This is a genomic window from Stenotrophomonas sp. ESTM1D_MKCIP4_1 (genome assembly GCF_003086895.1).
Taxonomy (GTDB): Bacteria; Pseudomonadota; Gammaproteobacteria; order Xanthomonadales; family Xanthomonadaceae; genus Stenotrophomonas.
Window position 1 is genome coordinate 4,319,259 of record NZ_CP026004.1, and the last position, 19,272, is coordinate 4,338,530.

A 19,272-nucleotide genomic window follows, 5' to 3' on the forward strand; every position below is an offset into this window, starting at 1 on the left:
TCAGCCCTGCCCCTGCAGGCGCCGCCACAGCAGGCGCGGTGCGCGCGGCAGCATGCCGAAGAACAGGCGGGTGTGCATGCGGCTGATGCGCACGTTGTCGCGCCACACATCGAAGTGGGACACGCCATCGGACGGATAGGTCACGCGGGTGGCCAGATGGTCCACCGGCACCTGCCGCCAGTACAGGCGGACCATGATTTCGGTATCGAAATCCATGCGCCGGCCGATCGTCTCCTCGCCCATCAGGCGCAGCACCGGCGGCAGCGGATACACGCGGAAGCCGCACATGGTGTCACGCAGGTGCAGCGACAACGTGTTGATCCAGACCCAGACGTGGGTGGCATAGCGGCCGTACAGACGGGCCTTGGGCACGCTGGCATCGTAGGCGGGAATGCCGCAGATCACTGCGTCCGGCCGCGTGCGTGCAGCGTCGATGAAGCGCGGCAGGTCGGTGGTGTCGTGCTGGCCGTCGGCATCGATCTGCAGCACGTGGCTGTGGCCACGGCGCGCGGCCTCGGTGAACCCCGCCAGCATCGCGCCGCCCTTGCCCTGGTTCTGGTCCAGCCGCAGCAGGTCCACCCCATCGCGGTGTGCCAGGGCCTGCAGCACCGCCGCACAGGACGCGCGCGACCCATCGTCGACCAGCAGGCACGGCAGGCCGGCGGCCTGCACGCCGTCAACCACGGCCGCAATGGCATGTTCGTGGTCGTACACGGGGATGACCACCAGCGGCGCGAAGGCGCCACCAGCGGCGGCCGGTTCAATGCGCATCGGTGAGGACCACCTTGCCGCTGGCGTGCGTGCCATGCAGGGAGGTGTAGCGGAACGCCAGCACGCCGCGCGCGGCGTCCCAGTCCAGCTGCAGGGTCAGTTCGTCGCCGGGACGGGCCACATGCTGGAACTTCACCGCGTCCATCCGCACGAAACCGCGCGGCAGCGCGAAGGCCTGGCGGGCGAAGCGCACCGCCCAGTCCAGCTGGGCCACGCCAGGCAGGATGGCGGCCTGCGGGAAATGGCCCTGGAACGCGCGCAGCGATGCGTCCAGGGTGATGCGCAGGGTCGCCGTCGCCGCCGCGCGGTGGTCCCATGCGGGTACCGGCAGCAGCGGCTGGAACAGCGCAGCCAGCGCGGCCTGGGTGACCTTGCCCTGCGCATTGATCGGCAGCGCATCGACCAGCCGCCAGCGGCGCGGGCGGGTAACCGCATCGTGGCCCTGCGCCAGGCGCGCGCCCAGGCGCAGGCCGAAGGCGCGGCGCGCGGCATCACCGGCCACCACCTGCGCCGGATCGGCCGGTACCACCACCGCCGCCAGCTGCTCGCGCTGGCCGGACAGCACCAGCACGCGCACGTCTTCTACTTCCGGGTCTTCGCGCAGCGCGCGTTCCAGCGCGTCCAGCGAGACCCGGCGCTCTTCGATCTTGACGATGCGGTCGGCACGCCCGAGCAGGCGGAAGCGACCATCGGCCAAGGCTTCCACGCGGTCCTGGGTGCGCCACCAATCGGCGCTGTCCAGGTGCGCCGAGGCCACGGCCAGGCAGCCCTCCTCGATGCGCCACTCCACGCCGGGCAACGGCTGCCACGGCGGCATGTCCGTATCCCAGCGGCGCCAGGCGATGCCGCCGGTCTCACTGCTGCCGTACACCTCGGTCGGGGCCACGCCCAACCACTGCCGCACCTGCCGCGCGGCCTCTTCCGGCAGCGGGCCGCCGGAGGAAAACACGGCGCGCAGGCGCCCGTGCAGGCTCGCCCAGTCCAACTGCTCGGGCAGCCGCTTGAGGTGGGCCGGGGTGGCCACCAGCACACTGTCGGCGCCGGCCAGGGTGCCGACCAGATCTTCATGGAAGAAGCGCCGTGGCTGGATCTGGCGACCGGCGGCCAGCGGCCACAGCACCCGGAACAGCAGGCCATAGATGTGCTGGTGGGACACCGTGCCGTGCACCTGCACGCCATCGAGCTGGGCGCCGAACGCCGCCTGCAGCGCCTCCACTTCGCGCGCCAGCTGGTCCATGCGCTTGCTGATCGCACTGGGCTGGCCGGTGCTGCCGGAGGTGAACACGCACAGTTCGCAGGCGCGCTCATCCAGCACCTGCAGCACGCCGTCGGCCGCCGCGACGGGCGTCAGCGGGCGGTAGTCGGCCGGCACATCGCCAGCGAAACCACTGACCTGCGGCTGCAGCGCCTGCAGCGTGGCCGGCAGGTTGTCGGCCGCGAGGAACACGCGCTTGCCGGCATGCCAGGCACCGAACAGGGCCGCGGCGAAGGCGATGGCATCATCGAAGTACAGCGCCCAGTCGCGGCCTTCGGCAGCGGCGAACGCATCGCGCCAGCCCAGCACGCGCAGGCGGAAAGCAGGGTGGTCCAGGGACACGCCTTCGCAGAGGCCGATGTCACGGCCCGGCTGCGCATCAACCATCAGCCGGTCCAGGGCGATCCAGTCAGCCATGGGCATGGGCCGCCTTCACCCGACGCCGCACCAGCCACTCGCCTGCGAACAACACTCCCATCATCACGTACGCCAACAATCCGTTGTAGAGCATCCAGACCCGGTCCGACGCATGGAGCGCGGTGAACAGGGCCAGGCCACCGTTGATAACAAAAAAGCCGCACCACACCTGGGTGACGCGACGGGTATAGACGACCGCGAAGTCAGGCAGGTCCGGCTCCTGCAGGCGCGCCAGGCGTTCCACCAGCGGTGGGCCGAAACGCAGGCTGGTGGCGAACACCGCCAGCATCACCACGTTCACCAGCGCGGGGTACAGCTTGAGCGGCAGCGCCTGGTTGAGCACGGTCGCCAGCCCGGCCAGCAGGCCAGCGCCTGCGGCGGCCGCCCACCACAGCGGTTGCCGGGTGCTCAGCGCGCGCAGCAGGGCCAGGCCGAACAGCAGCAGCGACAACCAGCGCGGCTCGAAGCGGCCCATGGCCACGTAGACCAGCACCGGATAGGCGAGCGAAAGCGCTGCCACCACGACCATGCGTGCCCGTGCCATGGTCGCGATGCCCTGCCTGCGGTCAGGCGGCAGCCTGGCCCGGCAGCAGGCCATGCACGACATCCACGATGTCCTGCACGGTGCGCACGGCCTTGAAGGCTTCCGGCTGCAGGTTGCGGCCGAGCAGCGGCTTGAGCTGCACGATCAGGTCGACGGCATCGATGCTGTCGATGTCCAGATCGTCATACAGGCGCGATTCCGGGCTGATCCGGGCAGGTTCGATCTCGAAGCTGTCGGTCAGGATGCGGACGATGCGCTCGAACAGTTCATTCTTGGTCATGGCAGTTCCTGGCGCCTTACGACTGGCGGGCGGCGACGAACTCGCCGAGCGCGCGCACGCTGGAAAAATGGCGACGGGTTTCTTCCGAGTCAGCCGAGAGGCTGACACCGTACTTCTTCTGCAGCGCCAGGCCCAGTTCCAGCGCGTCGATCGAATCCAGGCCGAGGCCCTCCACGAACAGCGGCGCGGTCGGATCGATGTCCTCCGGCGTGATGTCCTCCAGCGAAAGCGAGGAAATGATCAATTCCTTGATCTCGTGCTCAAGTGCTTGCACGGGTCGGATCTCCAGACAGGTCGAAATAACGAGTGAGGTGGTCGGTGACGCGACGGGCCGCCAAGGCATCCCCCCTTGACGCGTCATCTTCGTCCAGGAAGGGCGCGATGGCGATATCTTCGCCGATCTGCAGCTGAACGTGAAAACGACGTGAGGGCACACGATACCACTTCTGGCCCTTGGTCAGCGTGGCGGGCGTACAGGTGATGCGTACCGGCGTGATGTCCAGGCGCCCGCGCACGGCGATGTTGGCAGCACCGCGCTGCAGGCGTGGCGGCTGCCCCGGCACAGTGCGCGTTCCTTCCGGAAAGATGACCAGGGTGCCGCCAGCATGCACGGCCGCTACGCAGTCATCCACCAGGCCGGCGCCATCGTCATTGGCGATGTAGCCGGCCGCGCGCACCGGGCCGCGCATGAACGGGTTGCAGGCCACCGCACGCTTGACCACGCAGTCCGCGTTGGGCAGCAGGGCGATCAGGCAGACCACGTCGATCAGGGTCGGGTGGTTGGCCAGCACCAGCAGGCCATCGCGTTGCAGCCGCTCGCGGCCTTCCACCTGCAGCGTCATCAGCCGCAGCCGGCACATCAGCCAGACGTGGCTGGCGAACGCCCGCTGCACCAGCCGCCGGGCCCGACGCTGGCGCGCAACCGGGTCGCGCATCAGCAGCAGCACCGGCATCACGAACACGCCCAGCAGCAGCCCGCCCACGCCGAACGCGGCGAAGCTCAGGCCGGTGCCGAACACCCGCCAGGCATGGTCGAGACGGCGCAGGGCGTCAGCCATGGCGGCTCCAGCGCCAGCGCTGGCCTTGGGTCACGTGCTCCAGCGCAGGCGCCGCCGACAGCAGGAAGCGATGCAGGTCCAGTGCGTGCGGCAGCAGGCCCGGTGCGGTGTTGCCCGCATCGGCGGCCGGTTCCCATGCCAGGCGCAGGCCGGTGCCGGCCGTGCCAGGCGGCGCCAGGCGCCAGCACCAGGCGAAGAACGGGTCGGGTTCGTCGGCGAACTCGGCGTAAACGTCGGGCAACGGCGATTCGTAGACCACCACGCGCACTTCGCGCGCGCCATCGGCCAGCAGGCCAGCGGCTTCCAGGCAGGCAGTTTCCACGGTGGACTGGCCAGCGGCCAGCGCCAGGTAGTTGCCGCGGTGGCCGCGGGCGATGGAATACAGGGCGGCGATGGCGTTGTGCACCGACAGGCCGAAGCCGGTGGGCGACAGCGGCTCGGACGCGGCCAGCGAGCCCAGCAGGTCCATCGAACGGGCCACATCACCATGGCGGCTGGCAAACACCAGCGGCACCCCGCTGTCGGCGCCCTGCGCGTCTTCACACCAGCATGCGGCCTGGATGGCCATCCGCCCCAGACGCTCGATACGACGGCGCTGCATCGCCGGCACTTCCGCCAGCGACGGCGTGCCCTCGCCCTGCGGCAGGAACGGCGCGTCGGCCCAGCCCATCCATTGGCTGCGTTCTGTCAGTCCAGGCGCCCAGGCGGCCCAGTCGACAACGGAAAATTCGATCATGAACGGTGATGTGTGGATGGGCGGAACACAGGCACGAGCCATCGGTATGGCGACGCGCGGCGGCCCCCCATTCCTGCAGCCGTGCGTCCGTCCAGGACGTCGCCGGCAGCCCCCCTGGCGGCCGGAAAGGTGCGAACGCTAGCACGTCCCGCGCAGGGAATACATGTTTCACAAACCGAAACGGGGAGCGGTCACCGGCCGCTCCCCGTTCACCCGCTTCAGTGGTAGCCGGCGTCGGCGCGCACCTTGCCGCGGAACACCCGGTAGGACCAGGCGGTGTAGCCCAGGATGACCGGCAGCAGCAGCACCAGCCCGACCAGGGTGAAGCCCAGCGATGACGCCGGGGCGGCCGCCTGCCACAGCGTCATCGACGGAGGCAGCAGATAGGGCCACATGCCCAGCACCAGGCCGGCGAAGCCGAGCACGAACAGCGCCAGGCTGAGCAGGAACGGCGGCAGGTCGCGGCGCGGGTGGGTCGCGCTGCGCCACAGGGCGGCGGCGACCGCCAGGGTCAGAAGCGGCACCGGCGACAGCCACCAGAAGTTGCCGTCGCTGAACCAGCGATCCATCAACCGCGAATCCAGGAACGGCAGCCAGCTGCTGACCAGGCCCATCGCCGCGATCACGGCCGCCACCAGCGGCCGGGTCATCTGCCGCGCCAGCGCCTGCACGCGGCCCTCGGTCTTCAGGATCAGCCAGGTGCTGCCCAACAACGCATAGCCGGCCACCAGCGCGGCGCCGGTCAGCATCGCGAACGGACTGAACCAGCTGAACGCGCCGCCGCTGAAGCGCCCATGGACCAGCGGAATGCCCTGCACCAGGGTGCCCAGAATCACGCCCTGGGCGAACGTGGCCAGCAGCGAACCCAGGCCGAAGGCCACGCTCCACAGCCGCCGTGAGCGGTGGGCCTTGAAGCGGAATTCAAAAGCCACGCCCCGGAACACCAGCGCCACCACCAGCAGCAGCACCGGCAGGTACAGCGCCGACAGCAGCACGGCATACGCTTTGGGGAACGCCGCCAGCAGGCCGGCCCCGCCCAGCACCAGCCAGGTCTCGTTGCCATCCCAGATGGGCGCGGCGGTGTTCATCATCAGGTCCAGCTGTTCCTCGTCTTCGGCGAACGGGGCGAGGATGCCGATGCCGAGCACGAAGCCGTCCAGCACCACGTACATCAGCACGCCGAAGCCGATCACCGCGAACCACGCCACCGGCAGCCAGGTCATCAGGTCCATCTCAGCGCTCCTCCAGCGGTTCATCGGCGGCCGACAGCGGCCGCGCCGGGGTGTGGCTGCCATGCTCCAGCGACGGCCCTTCCACGTAGGGCTGCGGGCCATGGCGCAGGATCTTCACCAGGTACCAGATGCCCCAGCCGAACACGAAGGCATAGCCGACCACGTACACCGCCAGCGACAGCGCGGTCATCCACGCGCTCTGCGGCCCCACTGCATCGGCGGTGCGCAGCACGCCATACACCACCCACGGCTGGCGCCCCATCTCGGTGACAAACCAACCGGAGACCAGTGCGATGAAGCCGCTGGGCAGCATCCAGTTCCAGCCACGCAGCAGCCACGGCGAATCGAGCAGCTTCTTCCGCCACAGCTGGAACGCCGAGACCCAGGCCAGCAGCAGCATCAGCGTGCCCAGCCCGACCATGATGCGGAACGCGAAGAATACCGGCGTCACCGGCGGCCGCTCGCTGGCCGGCACCGACGTGAGTGGATCGAACGTGCCGTCCAGCGAGTGGGTCAGGATCACGCTGCCCAGCTTTGGGATGGCCACCTCGAAATCGTTGCGCTGCTCTTTCTCGTTGGGCAGCGCGAACACCACCAGCGGTACGCCCTCGCCGGCCTTGCTCTCATGCCAGTGCGCTTCCACCGCCGCGATCTTCATCGGCTGGTGCTTGAGCGTGTTCAGGCCATGCATGTCGCCGACGAAGATCTGCACCGGCACGGTCAGCGCGGCAAACGCCACCGCCGCGATCAGCATGCGCCGGCCCGCGTCGACGTGCGTGCCCTTGCGCAGGTACCACGCGCCCACGCCACCGATCACGAAACAGGTGGTGATGAACGAACCCAGCGCCATGTGCGCCAGGCGGTACGGGAAGGACGGGTTGAACACCACCTGCCACCAGTCCACCGGGTGCACGATGCCGTTGATGATTTCGTAGCCGGCCGGCGTATGCAGCCAGCTGTTGGACGACAGGATCCAGAACGTGGAAAACAGCGTGCCCAGCGCCACCATGCAGGTGGACAGGAAATGCAGGCGCGGCGACACCCGGCCCCAGCCAAACATCATCACGCCGAGGAAGCTGGCTTCCAGGAAGAACGCGGTCAGCACTTCATAGGTCAGCAGCGGGCCGATGACCGTGCCGGCCACCTCGCTCAGCCGCGGCCAGTTGGTACCGAACTGGAAGGCCATGACGATGCCGCTGACCACGCCCATGCCGAATGACACGGCGAAGATCTTCTGCCAGAAGAAATACAGGTCGCGCCAGATGGGCACCTTCGTGCGCAGCCAGCGCCATTCGATGAAGGCCAGCCAGCTGGCCGTGCCGATGGTGAAGGCGGGGAACAGCACGTGGAAACTGATGACGAATCCGAACTGGATCCGCGACAACAACAACGCGTCCAAGGGACGCCTCCTGCCGGGTACGGGTGGGATACCGGACCACTTTAGGAGGATATGAGCGCACCGGGATGCGACGTGGTGTCGCGCTGCTTCACTCTGTCGCAGGGGGCAGACATCGCCGGCGCCCTGCTTTGGTAGGTGCCAACCGACCCGCTCTGGTAGGTGCCAACCTTGGTTGGCACATCGCAAATCGCCGACCAAGGTCGGCCGCTACCAGTGCGGGTAGCGCCGGGCCATGCCCGGCGGGGGCTTTACTGCCAGAAATACCAGGCGCCGGCGGCCAACAAGGCGCACACCAGCAGCACCTGCACCACCACGTACAGCACGCCGCTGTCGCGGGTCTCCGCCTGCAGCCGCTGCTGCAGCGCCTCACTCACATCAGGCACGGCGTCCTCCTGCTCGCGCAGGGCCTGCGACAGCGCGCGCGCGTCGGCATCGCGGGGGTCGTTGGCGTGGTTCACAACAGCTCTCCGGCGGCGGCGCGGCGCGTCAGTTCCTGCTTCAGGACCTGCCGTGCGCGGTACAGGTGGCTCTTGATGGTACCGCGCGCCAGCCCGGTCACCTGTTCAATCTCGGCCAGATCGAAATCCTCCAGGTAATGCAGGCCCACGATCAGCCGTTGCGGCGGGGTCAGCCGCTCCAGCGCCGCGTTCAACTCGCGGCCGGCCTGCAGCGCCTCGCTCAGTTCGACCGGGCCGGGGCCTTCGTCGCCGATGCCCAGTTCCTCAGGCACCTCCACCGCCACCATCCACTGCATTTCCAGCCGGCGGCGGCGCAGGTGCTGCAGCGCCGTCGTGTAGGCCACCCGCGAGACCCAGGTGCGCAGCGACGACTCGAAGCGGAACCGGTGCAACTGGCGGAACACCGCCAGAAAGGTTTCCTGCAGCAGATCGGCCACCTGGTCGCGGTCGCCGACCATGCGCCCGATCACGTGCGCACAGGTGCGTTGATGGGCCTGCACCAGCTGGGCGAAGGCCGGTTGCGAACCGTCGATGATGGCCAGGACCAATGCACGATCGTCATCCACCACGGGTTCGGCGGGAACGTCGCGTGGACGTCCCCGCAGTGCGGCCAGCGCTCCCCCCAGCAGGCTCATGCGTGGCGCGCTCCCTGTGCCGCAGGCATGCCGCCGCTCAGCCCATGCGCACGGCGGGGCGGGTGAGGAACCACGCCAGCAGCTGGCCCAGACCGGCACTGCCAGCCATCGCGGCGGCGGCACCGAAGGTCAGATCGCGTGCGCCCATCGCCTCCAGCAGGCCCAACGCCACGGCCAGGCTGACCAGGCTGATGCCCCAGCGCAGCGCGCCCTGGCGGCGGCGCTCCTCTTCCAGCACAGCCAGCGAACGGATCACCTCCTCCGGCACGTGCGGGGCGACCAGCTTGCTGCGCGCGCGTGCATCGGCGATGGCATGGATCGCATAGGCGAGGCAGATGAAAAGGGTGATCGGGATGAGTTCCTGCATGGTCGTGCTCCTGTCCGGTGAATGATGCGGGTTCAGGAGATTGGATGCGCAGGCCCGGCGAGCGGTTGCACCACTTTGCCAATCCCGCTGCCATGACCTGTGGCCCCCTCCCCCGGCCCGGGTGGCTGCTACCCTTGCCCGGTTTCCTCATCTGGTGCCGTCCGCCCATGTCCCGAGTGCTGCCCCTGTCCCTCCTGCTGTCGGCCATTCTGGCCGCACCGGCCGCGCATGCCGCGCCCACGCCGATCACCATCGAACAGGCCATGGCCGACCCGGACTGGATCGGTCCGCCGGTCGAAAAGGCCTGGTGGTCCTGGAACAGCCAGCAGGTGGAATACCAGCTCAAGCGCAATGGCAGCCCGGTGCGCGACACCTTCCGCCAGCCGCTGGCCGGCAGCGCGGCCGCGCAGGTGGCCGATGACCAGCGCGGCAGCCTGGACGTGGCCGACCCGGTCTACGACCGCAGCCGCAGCCGCAGCGCCTTTGTCCGCAACGGCGATGTGTTCGTGCGCGACCTGCGCAGCGGCGCACTGACCCAGCTGACCCGCAGCAACGAGCGCGCGGCCGGGGTGAACTTTGCCGCCGACAACGGCGTGATCTGGCGCGTGGGGCAGAACTGGTTCCACTGGACCGCCGCCAGCGGCGTGCAGCAGGTGGCCAGCCTGAAGGCTGAGAAGGACCCGGCCAGCAAGCCCAAGGATGACCTGCTGCGCGACCAGCAGCTGCGCACCCTCGAAACCCTGCGCCGCGACCGCGACCAGCGTGAAGCGCTGAAGGACCAGGACCAGCGCTGGCGCCAGGCCGACCCGACCCGCGCGGCGGCCCCGATCTACCTGGGCGCCGACGTGGAGATTGCCGACAGCCTGCTGTCGCCGGACCTGGGCCACCTCATCGTGGTGACCAAGCCGAAGGACTTCGACGACGGCCGCACCAGCAAGATGCCGCTGTATGTGACCGAATCCGGTTACGAGGAAACCGAGGACACCCGCACCCGCGTGGGCCGCAACGGCTTCGAGCCGCACACCCTGTGGTACGTGGACGCGCGCACCGGCAAGGCCGAGAAGCTGTCGCTGTCGGGCCTGCCGGGGATCGGCACCGACCCGCTGGCCGAGCTGCGCCGCAAGGCCGGCAAGGAGCCGCTGAAGGGCGACCGCAGCGTGCAGGTGATGAGCGACTTCATGGGCGGCGGCATGCGCTGGAGCGCCGATGGCCAGCAGGCCGCGGTGATGCTGCGCGCCAATGACAACAAGGACCGCTGGATCGTCAGCATCGGCAACGACGGCCGCGTGCAGAACCGCCACCGCCTGACCGACAGCGCCTGGATCAACTGGGGCTTCAACGATTTCGGCTGGATGGCCGACGGCCGCACGCTGTGGCTGCTGTCCGAGGAATCGGGCTATTCGCACCTGTACACCCAGGCCGGTTCGGCCAAGCCGCAGGCCCTGACCAGCGGCAAGTGGGAGACCTCCGCGCCGGTGCTGTCGGCCGACGGCAAGGGCTTCTACTTCCTGTGCAACCAGCAGGCCCCGCACGACTATGAAATCTGCGCGGTCGACACCGGCAGCCGCCAGGTGCGCGAACTGACCAGCCTGAACGGCGTGGAAGACTTCTCGCTGTCGCCCGATGGCCAGCAGCTGCTGGTGCGCTACTCGGCCGCTTACCTGCCGACCCAGCTGGCCGTGGTGCCGAGCGCCGGTGGCCAGGCACGCGTGCTGACCGACACCCGCACCGCCGAGTACAAGGCGCGCGAGTGGATCCAGCCGAAGCTGGTGGCGGTACCGTCCAAGCACGGTGCCGGCGTGGTCTGGGCCAAGTACTACGAGCCCGAGCACAAGGAACCGGGCAAAAAGTACCCGATCGTGATGTTCGTGCACGGTGCCGGCTACCTGCAGAACGTGCACCAGCGTTACCCGGCCTACTTCCGCGAGCAGATGTTCCACAACCTGCTGGTGGAGAAGGGCTACATCGTGCTGGACATGGATTACCGCGGCAGCGAGGGCTACGGCCGCGACTGGCGTACGGCGATCTACCGCAACATGGGCCACCCGGAACTGGAAGACTACAAGGACGGCCTGGACTGGCTGGTCGACACCCAGCAGGGTGACCGCGACCACGCCGGCATCTACGGCGGTTCCTACGGCGGCTTCATGACCTTCATGGCGCTGTTCCGTTCGCCGGGCACGTTCAAGGCCGGCGCCGCACTGCGCCCGGTGCTGGACTGGCAGAACTACAACCATGCCTACACCAGCAACATCCTCAACACCCCGGACATCGACCCGGAGGCGTACCGCACGTCCTCGCCCATCGAGTACGCGCAGAACCTGCAGGACAACCTGCTGATCGCCCACGGCATGATGGATGACAACGTGTTCTTCCAGGACTCGGTGCACCTGACCCAGCGCCTGATCGAACTGCACAAGGACAACTGGTCGATCGCCCCGTACCCGCTGGAGCGCCACGGCTACGTGCGTGCCGACTCCTGGCTGGACCAGTACAAGCGCATCCTCAAGCTGTTCGAGCAGAACCTGAAGTGAGCAACGCCGCGGCCACGATCCAGATCGTGGCCGCGGTCATCCTGGATGACCGCGGCCGGGCGCTGGTGGTGCGCAAGCACGGTGCCGACCGCTACATCCAGCCCGGCGGCAAGCCCGAGGCGGGTGAAACGCCGCTACAGGCGCTGGCGCGTGAGCTGGACGAAGAACTGGGCGTGCAGCTCGACGCCGCCAGCGCGATTGCGCTGGGGCGGTTCGAGGACTGGGCGGTGAACGAACCTGGTCACCGCGTGCAGGCACAGGCCTGGTGGGTGCAGGTGACGGGCACGCCCACCGCACGCGCGGAGATCGCCGCGCTGGCCTGGGTGCCGCTGCAGCCCCCACACGGCCTGCGCTTGGCACCCTTGAGCGAACACCATATCCTGCCGGCGGTCGCCGCCCTGGCGACGTCCCGCTGAGCACGCGGGCATCGCCTGCAAGGACACCGGATGTCATCGCCCATCCCCCGCATTCCCACTGCCCCGTTGCCATCGACCCACCGCTGGATCTCGCCGTTGGCGCAGGGATCGTTCTGGGTGTGCCTGCTGCTGACCGTGTACTTCCTGCTGCAGGCGCTGGTTGCGTGGCCATTGGCCTTGTCCGGGCTCTGGAAGCACCTGGTCATCCTGGCGTGGGAACACCAGTTTGATCGCAGCCTGCACTGGATGCTCGCGCATCCGGTCGCCACATCGCTGCTGGCCGCCCTGCTGTGCCTGACCTCCACGGTGGCCAGCTGGGGGCTGTGGAAGGAGCGGCGTTGGGGTCTCTGGGCCTTCATCTGGGCGCTGCTGTGGAGCGCATTGGCCAACTTCGCGATCACCTGGTGGTTCGACCGCGTGCTGAAGCAGATCGTGGTGCTGCTCGCCGATGACCCGGCGACGGCCCACGAACTGAACGTGCAGCGGCTGTTGTTCACCCTCACCCTGCTGGGAACCTCGGTCCTGTTTGCCGGCCTGCAGGGCTGGCTGGCCTGGCGCCTGCTGCAGCCGGACATCCGGGCACGCTTCCGCTGAGCCCTGCGTCGGCAGCCGCTGTGCTGCGGAACAACCGGAGGGCTGCGGTAAAGTACGCGGCATGAACGAATTCGAGCGCGTGCGCGCCTACCTCACCGATCTGCAGGATCGCATCTGTGCGGCCATCGAGGCCGTCGACGGCCGGGCGCGCTTCCAGGAAGACCTGTGGCAGCGGGCCGAGGGCGGCGGCGGCCGCACCCGCGTGCTGCGCGATGGCGCCGTGTTCGAGCAGGCCGGCATCGGCTTTTCCGATGTCTCCGGCAGCCGCCTGCCGCCGTCGGCCTCGGCCAACCGGCCGGAGCTGGCCGGCGCGTCCTGGCGCGCCACCGGCGTATCGCTGGTGTTCCACCCGCTCAACCCCTACGTGCCCACCACCCACGCCAACGTGCGCTTCTTCCAGGCCCAGCGCGATGGCGAAGTAGTGGCCAGCTGGTTCGGCGGCGGCTTCGACCTGACGCCGTTCTATCCCTTCGACGAAGACGTGAAGCACTGGCACCAGGTGGCACACGACCTGTGCGCGCCGTTCGGCGAGGAGCGCTACCCGGCGCACAAGCGCTGGTGCGACACGTATTTCTTCCTGCGCCATCGCAATGAAACGCGTGGCGTGGGCGGGCTGTTCTTCGACGATCTGCACGGCGATTTCGAGCGCGATTTCGACTATCTGCGCGCGGTCGGCGATGGCTTCCTTGATGCCTACCTGCCCATCGTGCAGCAGCGCAAGGACATGGCCCATGGCGAGCGCGAGCGTGAGTTCCAGCTGTACCGTCGTGGCCGCTATGTGGAATTCAACCTGGTCTACGACCGTGGCACGCTGTTCGGCCTGCAGAGTGGCGGCCGCAGCGAGAGCATCCTGATGAGCCTGCCGCCGCGCGTGCGCTGGGAATATGGCTTCAGCCCGGAAGCCGGCAGCGCCGAAGCTCGCCTCGCCGATTACCTGGTGCCACGCGACTGGCTGTAAGCCCATGCGCGCGTAGCGTCGAGCTTGCTCGACTGAAGACTCTCCGTAGAGTCGAGCTTGCTCGACTGTCTTTCGCATAGCGCCAACAGCAGTCGACTACCTGGGGCCTGCGGCGTCCTTCTGCCGCGGAATGATGGTGATGTGGCCATTGGTTTCCAGCAGCGCCAGTTTCACATCCTCCACGCCCAGGCAGTCCTGCTGGCGCAGCGCGGCATCGAAGTCGGCGCGGGTGACCTGCTCCCGCCGCAGAACGGCATCCAGCAGGCGCCCGTCGCGGGCGATCACCACCGGCTCGCCCTCGATCAACCGTTCCATGCGCCGGCTGCGCGTGGTCAGCCAGCCCACGCCGTAGTTCAGCAGGATCAACGTGGCGGCCAGCAGCAGGCCGCCGCCCAGCGACGTGTCCGTGCCCAGCAGCGCGTTCTGCACCGCATTGCCCAGCAGTACGATCAACAGCACATCGAACGGGGTGATCTGCCCCAGCGCGCGCTTGCCACCGAGCCGGACCATGCCCAGCACAACGACGTAGACCACAACCGCGCGCAGGATGAATTCCCACCAGGGCATCGCCAGGGCGAACAGATCGGGCATTGCGGCTTCCCCTGCGGAGCGGTGTCACAGCCTAGCATCCGGGGTCAGATCCCTTTGCCCTTCGGGCAAAGGGATCTGACCCCATCCGGAATTCGGGCGGCACAAATAAAAAGCCCCGCTGACCAGGGGGAGGTCAACGGGGCCGGGGAACGGGCGCTTGGGGAGGAGCCCCCGTTCCGAGATCTGCTCCAGGGGATGGGAGAGATCCACAACAGGCGTTGCGCCTGTCGAGAGTTATAGAAACACCCCGAACACTAACGGTTCGTGAAGGGGCCCAATTTATTGTGGGCCCCTGCCGGAAACATTCATCTTCGAGTCAGAAAAACCGCATAAATGAACAATTCATGCCGCTTTTAGCGTAAATGCGAATCAGTGCGCCTCGTCCCAGTTCACGCCAACACCCGTATCGACGACCAGCGGCACCCGCAACTGTGCCGCTTGCGACATGCGCTCGATCACGTTGCTACGTAGTTCCTCGGTGAAAGCGGCCTCGCTCTCGAACACCAGTTCATCGTGTACCTGCAGGATCATCCGCGCCGGGGCGCCGCTGTCGCGCAGCCACTGATCGACCGATACCATCGCCCGCTTGATGATGTCCGCGGCGGTGCCCTGCATGGGCGCGTTGATCGCGGCCCGCTCAGCGCCGGCGCGCAGGCCCTGGTTACGCGCATGAATGTCGTTCAGGTACAGGCGGCGGCCGAACAACGTTTCTACATAGCCCTGGTCGCGGGCCTGCTGCCGCATCCGTTCCATGAAGTCGCGCACGCCCGGGTAGCGGCTGAAGTACAGCGCGACATAGTCCTGCGCCTGGCCACGGTCGATGCCCAGATTGCGGGCCAGGCCGAAGGCGCTCATGCCGTACATCAGGCCGAAGTTGATGGCCTTGGCCGCCCGGCGCTCGTTGGGCGTCACCTCTTCCAGCGTGCGCCCGAACACCTCGGCGGCGGTGGCGCGGTGGACGTCGACCCCCTGCTCGAAGGCACGCACCAGGCCCGGATCCTCGGACAGGTGGGCCATGATCCGCAGTTCGATCTGCGAATAGTCAGCGGCCAGCAGCTGGAAGCCCTCCGGTGCCACGAAGGCACGGCGGATGCGGCGGCCGTCCTCGGTGCGGATCGGGATGTTCTGCAGGTTCGGGTCGGACGAGGACAGGCGGCCGGTGGCAGCACCGGACTGGTGGTAGCTGGTGTGCACGCGACCGGTGTCCGGGTTGACCATCTCCGGCAGCTTGTCGGTGTAGGTGCTGCGCAGCTTGGCCAGGCCGCGGTATTCGAGGATCACCCGCGGCAGCTCGTGCTGGTCGGCAATCGCCTCCAGCGCCTCTTCATTCGTGCTGGGCTGGCCCTTGGGCGTCTTCACCACCGCTGGCAGCTTCAGTTCGTCAAACAGCACCGCCTGCAGCTGCTTGGGCGAATCCAGATTGAAGCTGCGCCCGGCCAGTTCGGTGGCCTTCTGCTGCGCGGCCAGCATGCGCGAGGACAGGTCGTGGCTCTGCCGGCGCAGCTCATCGGTATCAATGCGCACGCCGTTGGCTTCGATGCTGGCCAGCACCGGCACCAGCGGCATTTCGATGTCCCGGTACACCCCGTCCAGCGTCGGCTCGGCCAGCAGCTGCGGCTGCAGCGCGTGGTGCAGGCGCAGGGTGATGTCGGCGTCCTCGGCCGCATAGCGGCTGGCTTCGTCGATGCCCACCTGCGAGAACGGGATCTGCTTGGCGCCCTTGCCGGCCACGTCCTCGAACTTGATGGTGGTGTAGCCCAGGTAGCGCAGGGCCAGCGAATCCATGTCGTGGCGGGTGGCGGTGGAATTGAGCACGAAGCTCTCAAGCATGGTGTCGTCGTGGTAGCCCTGCACGTCGACGCCGTGGCGGCGCAGCACATGCAGATCGTACTTGCCATGCTGGCCCAGCTTCTTCTTTGCCGGGTCCTGCAGCACCGGGCGCAGCGCGTCGAGCACCTGCTGCATCGGCAGCTGTGCCGGTGCACCGGGATAGTCGTGGCCGACCGGAATATAGGCAGCCCTGCCCGGCTCCACGGCCAGGCTGATGCCGACCAGGCGCGCACGCATGGCATCCAGCGCATCGGTTTCGGTATCGAAGCTGATCAGATCGGCCTGCTGCACACGCTCGACCCAGGCCTGCAGCTGCTCAGCGGTCAGCACGGTTTCGTAGTCGCCCGGTGCGGACAGCGCCGGGTCCAGTTCAGCGGCCGCCGGTGCGTCGGCGCTGCCACGGGCGAAACCGGCGGCGGTGCCGCGCAGGCTCGGCGTAGCTTCGCTGGCAGCCGCCGGTGCCGGCAGCGGGCCGCCCAGCTCCTTCAGCGCCTGGGTGAAACCGTAGCGGGCGTACAGCTCGCTCAGCACCGGCACGTCCTGCTCGCGCAGGGCCAGGGTGGCCGGCGATGCGTCGAGCTCGACGTCGGTGCGGATGGTCACCAGTTCGCGGTTCAGCGGCAGGCGTTCCAGCGCCGCGCGCAGGTTCTCGCCGATCTTGCCCTTCATGGTCGGCGCAGCGGCGATGACGCCGTCCAGGTGCTGGTACTCGGCCAGCCACTTGGCGGCGGTCTTCGGCCCGCACTTCTCCACGCCGGGCACGTTGTCCACGGTGTCGCCCATCAGCGCCAGCAGGTCGATGATCTGGTCGGCGCGCACGCCGAACTTGTCCATCACCGCCGCGTCCGAATCCATGCGGCTGCCGGTCATGGTGTTGACCAGCTCGATGCCGGGGCGGACCAGCTGGGCAAAGTCCTTGTCGCCGGTGGAAATGGTCACCTTCAGGTCCTGCGCCACACCCTGCAGGGCCAGCGTGCCGATCACATCATCGGCCTCCACGCCGGGAATGCGCAGGATGCTGATGCCCAGCGCTTCGACGATGCGGCACATCGGCTCGACCTGGCTGCGCAGTTCATCGGGCATCGGCGGGCGGTTGGCCTTGTACTGGTCGTACAGGTCGTCGCGGAAGGTCTTGCCCGGGGCATCCACCACGAAGGCAACGTAGGCCGGGCGCTCCTTCAGCGTCGAGCGCAGCATGTTGACCACGCCGAACAGCGCGCCGGTAGGTTCGCCCTGTGCATTGGACAGGGGCGGCAGCGCGTGGAACGCGCGGTACAGGTAACTGGACCCGTCGATCAGGACTAATCTGCTCATGCGACGATTCTACGCGCCCCTGCCTGCACCGCGGCGACACGGCGGCGACGCATCCTTGGGGCATAATCAAACCCCGATCGATGCAAAGGCCCTGCCGATGAAGACCCTGATGCTGGCTTCCCTGCTGCTGCTTGCTGGCTGCGCCAGCATGGGTGGTGCAGGCGCTCCCCCGGTGGATGTGAAGGGTGCCGAAGTGTCCAGCCGGACCATGGGCAACGGCGATGTCATCGAGGAATACCGCGTGTCCGGGCAGCTGCGGATGGTCAAGGTGACCCCATCGCGCGGCGCACCGTTCTACATGTACGACCGCAACGGCGATGGGCGGATGGACAGCGACAAGGACGGCGTCTCGCCGGTCTACTGGAAGCTGTACAGCTGGTGATGGGCATGAGGTCAGAGCCTTTTCCTGCGGAAAGGGATCCGACCCCGGGGCCGGCGCGTGATAGGTTCGCGCCGCATCTTCCGGTTGATCCCATGACAGGCCCCGAAGGTGGGCCGGGATCGCGCTGCCATGAACCTCGAACCGGCAACCCCATCGCTGGTTGCATCCCTTGCCGCCGACCTGCGCCGCAGCAGCGCGCGCCAGCGGGTGACCCGCGACGGCACGGCCGACCCGCGCCTGCTGCAGATCGTCGATTACATCGATGCGCACCTGGGCGAGTGCGAACTGGGCGAGCAGATGATCTGCGAGGCCTTCGGGATGTCCCGCTCCACGGTCTACCGGCTGTTCCAGGCCCACGGCGGGGTCGCGCGCTACATCCGTGAGTGCAGGGCCTGGCTGGCCCACCGCCACCTGGCCCGGGACCCGGGCTGCCGCCTCACCTGGCTGCTCTATGAAGTCGGCTTCGCATCCGAACGCCAGTTCCAGCGCGCCTTCCTGGCGCAGTTCGGCATGTCGCCGGCCGACTGGCGGCAGCATTGCAGGCAGCGCGCACGGGCAACGCTGCTGTCCTGAACAGGCAGGTTGCGGCTGTCGAATGAGGTTGGCGCCGGCACGCCTCCTGCGTACCGGCGCCATGTCCCCTCCCCGGGAACACGTGAAAGAGGATGTGGGTCAGCGGATGACCAGGACCGGCAGGGTGCTGCGCGCCAGCACCTCGGCCGTCTGGCTGCCCAGCAGCACACGGGTCACGCCGCGGCGGCCATGCGAGGTCATCACGATCAGGTCGCTGTTGCGCTCGGCAGCGGTCTCGATGATGCCATCGGCGGCGTAGCGGTCCAGCACGTGGACCGGGTTGGCGCGGATGCCCTGCTCGGCGGCCTTGGCCAGCGCCGGCTGCAGCACCTTCTGTGCGCCCTCATCGCGGTCGGCCTTGTACTCCGGGCTGTTCATGTAGCCCACGCTCCAGCCCATGGCGTCGTACATGCCCACTGCCCACGGCTCGGAGACCGTCACGATGTCGACCTCGGCATTGAGATCCTTCGCCAGCTCCAGGCCCTTGGCCAGGCCCTTGTCGGACAGTTCGGAACCATCGGTGGCGATCAGGATGCGGGTGTACATGGTGAGCCTCCTTGGCGGGGTGCCAGTTGGGAACGCCACCATTGCACACCGGATGTGCACGCCGTGCCTTGAGCAGGATCAATCCGATGCCCTGCAGGTTGGCCAGCCTCTTCGCCATGCGCAGGCGCCGCCCGGCGTAACGGCAGCGTCGAGCTTGATCGAGGTTCTGCCAGCAAGCATGCTGGCGCCGCAGCCACTTGCTGCCACCCGGATGACCGACATGAAAGACCGCAAGCAGGCCCTATTGATCACCCCACGGACCATTCTGCTGGCCCTGGTCGCCGCGTTCGTGCTGTTCTACGGCGGCTACCAGCTGGGCAAGCACCTGGCCCTGCGCGAGAACGCAGCGCAGGCTGCCATTCGCTGACGCGCTCCTGCAGCG

The 19,272-nt window shown here is 68.0% G+C and carries 22 protein-coding genes; 7 read left to right on the forward strand and 15 right to left on the reverse strand.

What is annotated here, in order from left to right; all coding sequences use genetic code 11:
• The 12 genes from C1924_RS19550 to C1924_RS19605 form a co-directional block, all read right to left on the reverse strand.
• Entirely contained in the window at positions 1 to 771 is a 771-nt protein-coding gene (locus tag C1924_RS19550) for a glycosyltransferase family 2 protein (protein WP_108766803.1), read from the reverse strand.
• Positions 761 to 2,443 carry an AMP-binding protein gene (locus C1924_RS19555; RefSeq protein ID WP_108766804.1) on the reverse strand — a complete coding sequence of 561 codons (1,683 nt, stop codon included), beginning with the start codon at positions 2,441 to 2,443 and terminating at the stop codon, positions 761 to 763. Before C1924_RS19555 ends, C1924_RS19550 begins: the two co-directional genes overlap by 11 nt.
• Positions 2,436 to 2,987, reverse strand: a complete 552-nt coding sequence (locus tag C1924_RS19560) for a hypothetical protein (RefSeq protein ID WP_108767131.1) — start codon at positions 2,985 to 2,987, stop codon at positions 2,436 to 2,438. Before C1924_RS19560 ends, C1924_RS19555 begins: the two co-directional genes overlap by 8 nt.
• Before the next feature lie 22 nt (positions 2,988 to 3,009).
• Positions 3,010 to 3,267, reverse strand: a complete 258-nt coding sequence (locus tag C1924_RS19565) for an acyl carrier protein (RefSeq protein ID WP_025878014.1) — start codon at positions 3,265 to 3,267, stop codon at positions 3,010 to 3,012.
• Positions 3,268 to 3,283: 16 nt separating this feature from the next.
• Positions 3,284 to 3,541: a phosphopantetheine-binding protein gene (locus C1924_RS19570; protein ID WP_005411610.1), complete on the reverse strand. Its 258-nt coding sequence runs from the start codon at positions 3,539 to 3,541 to the stop codon at positions 3,284 to 3,286.
• Complete coding sequence (locus tag C1924_RS19575) at positions 3,528 to 4,325, reverse strand: lysophospholipid acyltransferase family protein (protein WP_108766805.1); 798 nt, start codon at positions 4,323 to 4,325, stop codon at positions 3,528 to 3,530. Before C1924_RS19575 ends, C1924_RS19570 begins: the two co-directional genes overlap by 14 nt.
• Entirely contained in the window at positions 4,318 to 5,061 is a 744-nt protein-coding gene (locus C1924_RS19580) for a beta-ketoacyl synthase chain length factor (RefSeq protein ID WP_108766806.1), read from the reverse strand. Before C1924_RS19580 ends, C1924_RS19575 begins: the two co-directional genes overlap by 8 nt.
• Before the next feature lie 218 nt (positions 5,062 to 5,279).
• On the reverse strand, positions 5,280 to 6,293 hold the full coding sequence (cydB, locus tag C1924_RS19585; protein ID WP_108766807.1) for a cytochrome d ubiquinol oxidase subunit II: 1,014 nt from the start codon (positions 6,291 to 6,293) through the stop codon (positions 5,280 to 5,282).
• Position 6,294: 1 nt separating this feature from the next.
• Entirely contained in the window at positions 6,295 to 7,692 is a 1,398-nt protein-coding gene (locus tag C1924_RS19590) for a cytochrome ubiquinol oxidase subunit I (RefSeq protein WP_108766808.1), read from the reverse strand.
• A 248-nt stretch (positions 7,693 to 7,940) separates the two neighbouring features.
• Positions 7,941 to 8,150: a hypothetical protein gene (locus tag C1924_RS19595; RefSeq protein ID WP_108766809.1), complete on the reverse strand. Its 210-nt coding sequence runs from the start codon at positions 8,148 to 8,150 to the stop codon at positions 7,941 to 7,943.
• On the reverse strand, positions 8,147 to 8,785 hold the full coding sequence (locus tag C1924_RS19600; RefSeq protein WP_108766810.1) for a sigma-70 family RNA polymerase sigma factor: 639 nt from the start codon (positions 8,783 to 8,785) through the stop codon (positions 8,147 to 8,149). Before C1924_RS19600 ends, C1924_RS19595 begins: the two co-directional genes overlap by 4 nt.
• Before the next feature lie 37 nt (positions 8,786 to 8,822).
• Complete coding sequence (locus tag C1924_RS19605) at positions 8,823 to 9,152, reverse strand: hypothetical protein (protein WP_108766811.1); 330 nt, start codon at positions 9,150 to 9,152, stop codon at positions 8,823 to 8,825.
• Between the two features lie 167 nt (positions 9,153 to 9,319).
• Here C1924_RS19605 and C1924_RS19610 point away from each other — a divergent pair, with 167 nt between their 5' ends.
• The 4 genes from C1924_RS19610 to hemF all read left to right on the forward strand — a co-directional run bounded on the left by C1924_RS19610 (position 9,320) and on the right by hemF (position 13,654).
• Positions 9,320 to 11,686, forward strand: coding sequence for a S9 family peptidase (locus tag C1924_RS19610; RefSeq protein ID WP_108766812.1), 2,367 nt, complete (start codon positions 9,320 to 9,322; stop codon positions 11,684 to 11,686).
• Positions 11,683 to 12,102 carry an NUDIX domain-containing protein gene (locus tag C1924_RS19615; protein ID WP_108766813.1) on the forward strand — a complete coding sequence of 140 codons (420 nt, stop codon included), beginning with the start codon at positions 11,683 to 11,685 and terminating at the stop codon, positions 12,100 to 12,102. The genes C1924_RS19610 and C1924_RS19615 overlap by 4 nt, the downstream gene beginning before the upstream one ends.
• Before the next feature lie 30 nt (positions 12,103 to 12,132).
• Positions 12,133 to 12,696 (forward strand): hypothetical protein, encoded by a 564-nt coding sequence (locus C1924_RS19620; protein ID WP_108766814.1) that lies wholly within the window; start codon positions 12,133 to 12,135, stop codon positions 12,694 to 12,696.
• A 61-nt stretch (positions 12,697 to 12,757) separates the two neighbouring features.
• Entirely contained in the window at positions 12,758 to 13,654 is an 897-nt protein-coding gene (gene hemF / locus C1924_RS19625) for an oxygen-dependent coproporphyrinogen oxidase (protein WP_108766815.1), read from the forward strand.
• A 96-nt stretch (positions 13,655 to 13,750) separates the two neighbouring features.
• Here hemF and C1924_RS19630 read toward each other — a convergent pair whose 3' ends face one another.
• Together C1924_RS19630 and polA are read right to left on the reverse strand one after the other, a co-directional pair.
• Positions 13,751 to 14,245 carry a YetF domain-containing protein gene (locus tag C1924_RS19630; RefSeq protein ID WP_108766816.1) on the reverse strand — a complete coding sequence of 165 codons (495 nt, stop codon included), beginning with the start codon at positions 14,243 to 14,245 and terminating at the stop codon, positions 13,751 to 13,753.
• A 369-nt stretch (positions 14,246 to 14,614) separates the two neighbouring features.
• Complete coding sequence (polA, locus tag C1924_RS19635) at positions 14,615 to 17,389, reverse strand: DNA polymerase I (RefSeq protein ID WP_108766817.1); 2,775 nt, start codon at positions 17,387 to 17,389, stop codon at positions 14,615 to 14,617.
• 97 nt (positions 17,390 to 17,486) lie between these two features.
• On the opposite strand from polA, the gene C1924_RS19640 reads away from it, so the two are divergent.
• Both C1924_RS19640 and C1924_RS19645 read left to right on the forward strand, forming a co-directional pair.
• On the forward strand, positions 17,487 to 17,771 hold the full coding sequence (locus C1924_RS19640) for a DUF2782 domain-containing protein (protein WP_108766818.1): 285 nt from the start codon (positions 17,487 to 17,489) through the stop codon (positions 17,769 to 17,771).
• A 129-nt stretch (positions 17,772 to 17,900) separates the two neighbouring features.
• Positions 17,901 to 18,344, forward strand: a complete 444-nt coding sequence (locus C1924_RS19645) for an AraC family transcriptional regulator (RefSeq protein ID WP_108766819.1) — start codon at positions 17,901 to 17,903, stop codon at positions 18,342 to 18,344.
• A gap of 99 nt (positions 18,345 to 18,443) precedes the next feature.
• Here C1924_RS19645 and C1924_RS19650 read toward each other — a convergent pair whose 3' ends face one another.
• The gene (locus C1924_RS19650) at positions 18,444 to 18,890 is read right to left on the reverse strand and encodes a universal stress protein (protein WP_108766820.1); all 447 of its coding nucleotides are present in this window, start codon (positions 18,888 to 18,890) and stop codon (positions 18,444 to 18,446) included.
• Here C1924_RS19650 and C1924_RS20405 point away from each other — a divergent pair.
• Entirely contained in the window at positions 18,889 to 19,257 is a 369-nt protein-coding gene (locus C1924_RS20405; RefSeq protein ID WP_159094852.1) for a hypothetical protein, read from the forward strand. The two genes, C1924_RS19650 and C1924_RS20405, sit on opposite strands and share 2 nt — an antisense overlap.
• Positions 19,258 to 19,272: the final 15 nt, after the last annotated feature.

Excerpts from the sequence above, each read along its gene's own strand:
- polA (WP_108766817.1), bottom strand. The coding sequence starts at position 17,389 with ATGAGCAGATTAGTCCTGATCGACGGGTCCAGTTACCTGTACCGCGCG.
- C1924_RS19560 (WP_108767131.1), bottom strand. The coding sequence starts at position 2,987 with ATGGCACGGGCACGCATGGTCGTGGTGGCAGCGCTTTCGCTCGCCTAT.
- C1924_RS19620 (WP_108766814.1), top strand. The coding sequence starts at position 12,133 with ATGTCATCGCCCATCCCCCGCATTCCCACTGCCCCGTTGCCATCGACC.
- C1924_RS19600 (WP_108766810.1), bottom strand. The coding sequence starts at position 8,785 with ATGAGCCTGCTGGGGGGAGCGCTGGCCGCACTGCGGGGACGTCCACGC.
- C1924_RS19555 (WP_108766804.1), bottom strand. The coding sequence starts at position 2,443 with ATGGCTGACTGGATCGCCCTGGACCGGCTGATGGTTGATGCGCAGCCG.
- C1924_RS19580 (WP_108766806.1), bottom strand. The coding sequence starts at position 5,061 with ATGATCGAATTTTCCGTTGTCGACTGGGCCGCCTGGGCGCCTGGACTG.
- C1924_RS19650 (WP_108766820.1), bottom strand. The coding sequence starts at position 18,890 with ATGTACACCCGCATCCTGATCGCCACCGATGGTTCCGAACTGTCCGAC.
- cydB (WP_108766807.1), bottom strand. The coding sequence starts at position 6,293 with ATGGACCTGATGACCTGGCTGCCGGTGGCGTGGTTCGCGGTGATCGGC.
- C1924_RS19565 (WP_025878014.1), bottom strand. The coding sequence starts at position 3,267 with ATGACCAAGAATGAACTGTTCGAGCGCATCGTCCGCATCCTGACCGAC.
- hemF (WP_108766815.1), top strand. The coding sequence starts at position 12,758 with ATGAACGAATTCGAGCGCGTGCGCGCCTACCTCACCGATCTGCAGGAT.
- C1924_RS19550 (WP_108766803.1), bottom strand. The coding sequence starts at position 771 with ATGCGCATTGAACCGGCCGCCGCTGGTGGCGCCTTCGCGCCGCTGGTG.
- C1924_RS19645 (WP_108766819.1), top strand. The coding sequence starts at position 17,901 with ATGAACCTCGAACCGGCAACCCCATCGCTGGTTGCATCCCTTGCCGCC.
- C1924_RS20405 (WP_159094852.1), top strand. The coding sequence starts at position 18,889 with ATGGTGAGCCTCCTTGGCGGGGTGCCAGTTGGGAACGCCACCATTGCA.
- C1924_RS19630 (WP_108766816.1), bottom strand. The coding sequence starts at position 14,245 with ATGCCCGATCTGTTCGCCCTGGCGATGCCCTGGTGGGAATTCATCCTG.
- C1924_RS19640 (WP_108766818.1), top strand. The coding sequence starts at position 17,487 with ATGAAGACCCTGATGCTGGCTTCCCTGCTGCTGCTTGCTGGCTGCGCC.
- C1924_RS19605 (WP_108766811.1), bottom strand. The coding sequence starts at position 9,152 with ATGCAGGAACTCATCCCGATCACCCTTTTCATCTGCCTCGCCTATGCG.
- C1924_RS19610 (WP_108766812.1), top strand. The coding sequence starts at position 9,320 with ATGTCCCGAGTGCTGCCCCTGTCCCTCCTGCTGTCGGCCATTCTGGCC.
- C1924_RS19575 (WP_108766805.1), bottom strand. The coding sequence starts at position 4,325 with ATGGCTGACGCCCTGCGCCGTCTCGACCATGCCTGGCGGGTGTTCGGC.